Raw genomic sequence first — 1,409 nt, forward strand, 5'->3', positions numbered from 1 at the left:
CGGCGCAGCGCAGCGGAGCCAGTCTGAACCCCAGCCGCACACCACCCGGCAGGCAGTGCACCGGCAGCAGCCCCCCCCCCGCCCGCCCCCGGCCGGCGCTCTGGACCCGGAGGGTCCGAGACGAGACCCGCACCCGGCCGAGCCGAATACCGTCCCACCCAACCGCCGCCGCGCTGTGGACCCGCAGGGTCCGACACGAGCCCGCACCCGAGCACCCGGCAACGGCCACCTCGCGGCAGCAGCCAGCAGCCAGCAGCCAGCAGCCAGCAGCGGAGCCAGCCCGCAGCCCAGCCACGAGCCGGGCCGCCGTCAGCGTGGTGTGTTGTGCCAGAGCCGGGGGTTCAGTCCGCGTCGACGGCCAGCACGATCTTGCCGCGGGTGTGGCCGCTTTGGACGGCTCGCCAGGCGTCTGCCGCTTCGGCCAGGGGGTAGGCGCGGGCGACGGTGACGGACAGTTTGCCGGAGTCGGCGAGGGCGCACAGTGCGCCGAGGTCGTCCGAGCTGGGGCGGGCCCACACGTGATGGCCGCCCTTTTCGGTGACGGTGGCATCGACGATGGAGGCGACCCGTTTCGGGTTCTTGAGTACGTTCTGGGAGACGGCCACCGCGTCACCGCCGACGAAGTCGAGTGCCGCGTCGACGCCGTCGGGCGCCAGTTCGCGCACCCGTCCGGTCAGGCCGTCGCCGTAGGTGACGGGCTCGGCGCCGAGCCCGCGGAGGTAGGCGTGATTGTGCTCGCCGGCGGTGCCGATGACGCGCGTTCCACGGGCGGCGGCGATCTGGACGCCGAACGAGCCGACGCCACCGGACGCCGCGTGGACCAGCACAGTCTCGCCCCCGCCTATGCCGAGCCGCTGAATGGACTGATAGGCCGTCAGCCCGGCCAGCGGCAGCCCGGCGGCTTGTAGCCAGTTGAGGGACTGGGGCTTGCGAGCGAGCGTACGCACCGGGGCGGACACGAGTTCGGCGTAGCCGCCGTTCTGTGCCCAGTCCTTCCAGATGTAGCCCACGACCTCGTCGCCGACCTCGAACTCGGTGGCGTCGAAGCCCCTGGCCTCGACGATGCCGGAGATCTCCCAGCCCGGGATGAAGGGGAAGTGCGCTTCCATGACGCTGTCGAGGTAACCGGCGGCGACCTTCCAGTCCCCCGGGTTGACGCCCGCCGCCTTGACTCGGACGAGGACCTCCCCGGGGGCGACCTTCGGGGGCGGCAGCTCCCTCAGTTCCAGGTCTTCCGGTCCCCCGTACTGCTGTAGTGCGATTGCCTTCATGGTCCGCAGCAACGGGCGGGAACGGAGGGGTATTCCGTACCTTCCGTATCTCCCGCATCTCCCGCCAGGGCTGCTTCGGAACCTTGTGGGCGCCCTTCTTCGCGTTGTGGCCTGCGGCCACCGTTGATCATCGTTAGT

Annotated in this window: 1 protein-coding gene; it reads right to left on the minus strand. The window is 71.2% G+C overall.

Translation table 11 applies throughout. From position 1 onward, the window contains the following. Positions 1–341: 341 nt before the first annotated feature. Positions 342–1,271, minus strand: a complete 930-nt coding sequence (locus tag ACFU99_RS43665; RefSeq protein ID WP_384404338.1) for an NADP-dependent oxidoreductase — start codon at positions 1,269–1,271, stop codon at positions 342–344. Between the last annotated feature and the right edge of the window lie 138 nt (positions 1,272–1,409).

The organism is Streptomyces sp. NPDC057654, from assembly GCF_042800135.1.
GTDB lineage: Bacteria > Actinomycetota > Actinomycetes > Streptomycetales > Streptomycetaceae > Streptomyces.

Bases quoted from the DNA above. Each gene is read 5' to 3' on its own strand.
- ACFU99_RS43665 (WP_384404338.1), bottom strand. From the start codon at position 1,271: ATGAAGGCAATCGCACTACAGCAGTACGGGGGACCGGAAGACCTGGAA.